We start from the raw sequence: 1274 nt of genomic DNA on the forward strand, positions 1-1274 counted from the left end.
GGGTCGGCGGGATCGGGCAGCAGCCACAGCTCGGGCGCCCAGCCGAGGTGGCGCGCGGCAACCCGCAGGTTGAGCACCGCGGCACCGACGGAGATGTGCATCGCCCGCCCCTGGGGGTCGGCGGCCGGCACGGCACGCTCCCGCACGGCCCGCACCTCCAGGACCGAGGTCTCGGGCTGGAGCCGGAAGTGCCAGGGCTGGCTGTTGTGGATGGACGGTGCGGCCACCGCGGCGGAGACCAGCTTCTCCAGGGCGGCGGCGTCAAGCGCAAGGGTGGTCATGATGCTCTCCCGGACATCAGCCTGTGGCCGGAGGGCCGGCAGAGCGGAGGGCGTCCAAGCGGTGGCGGTACTCGTCGGCGTCGATCTCCCCGCGCGCGAAACACTCGGCGAGCAGCTGCTCGGGCAAGGGGCGCTCGGGCGGCGGGACGGGGTACGCACCCGGTACGTGTTGCGGGCTGTGCACCAGGTGGCGGATGAGGAGGACGATCGCCACGACGACCAGTCCCCAGAACAGCAGCATGCCGACGGCCATGAGGCCGAAGCCCCAGCCGTTCATGCCGTAGTCGTTCCAGTACATCATCGCGGGCTCCTCGGCCAGGTGGGGTGGGGCTGTTGCCTCACCTCCACCGTGTGCCGGAGCCCGGCCCCCGTACAGGGCCGGTCGGCCCGTGCGCGGGGGCCGACCGGGCTCAGTGCGACCGCTCGGGCCGGTGCTCGGTGTCGGCGTGCGCCGCGAGCACGGCCGCCTGGAGGCGACGCTCCACGCCCAGCTTGGCCAGGAGCCGCGAGACGTGGTTCTTGACGGTCTTCTCGGCGAGGTAGAGCTCCTGGCCGATCTGCCGGTTGGTCTTGCCCTCGCCGACCAGGACGAGGATCTCCCGCTCGCGCGGCGTCAGTCGGGACAGTGCCACCTCGGTTTCGCTCTCGTCGTGGTGGCGCAGGCTCTCCATCAGCTTGCGGGTCGTCGCCGGGTCGAGCATGGACTGGCCGGAGGCCACCGTCCGCACCGCGCCGACCAGGTCTGCCCCTTTGACCTGCTTCAGCACGTAGCCCGCCGCGCCCGCCATGATCGCGTCGAGTAGCGCGTCGTCGTCGTCGAACGAGGTCAGCATCAGGCAGGCCAGCTCCGGCATCCCGTCGCGCAGTTCCCGGCAGACGGTGACCCCGTCGCCGTCCGGCAACCGCACGTCCAGGACCGCGACCTGCGGCCGCAATGCCGGGACACGGGCCAGTGCCTGCGCGCAGGTGCCGGCCTCACCGACGACCTCCATG

Annotated in this window: 2 protein-coding genes and 1 pseudogene; all 3 read right to left on the bottom strand. The window is 72.2% G+C overall.

What is annotated here, in order from left to right; all coding sequences use genetic code 11:
* A pseudogene (locus ACZ6NC_RS41960) lies at positions 1–281 on the bottom strand (hypothetical protein); the annotation flags it as partial.
* 16 nt (positions 282–297) lie between these two features.
* Entirely contained in the window at positions 298–582 is a 285-nt protein-coding gene (locus tag ACZ6NC_RS41965; protein ID WP_465739153.1) for an SHOCT domain-containing protein, read from the bottom strand.
* A gap of 109 nt (positions 583–691) precedes the next feature.
* A partial coding sequence (locus ACZ6NC_RS41970) for a LuxR C-terminal-related transcriptional regulator (protein WP_465739154.1) occupies positions 692–1274 on the bottom strand: 583 nt, incomplete at its 5' end.

The sequence above is a fragment of the Kitasatospora sp. NPDC041988 genome, from assembly GCF_055588525.1.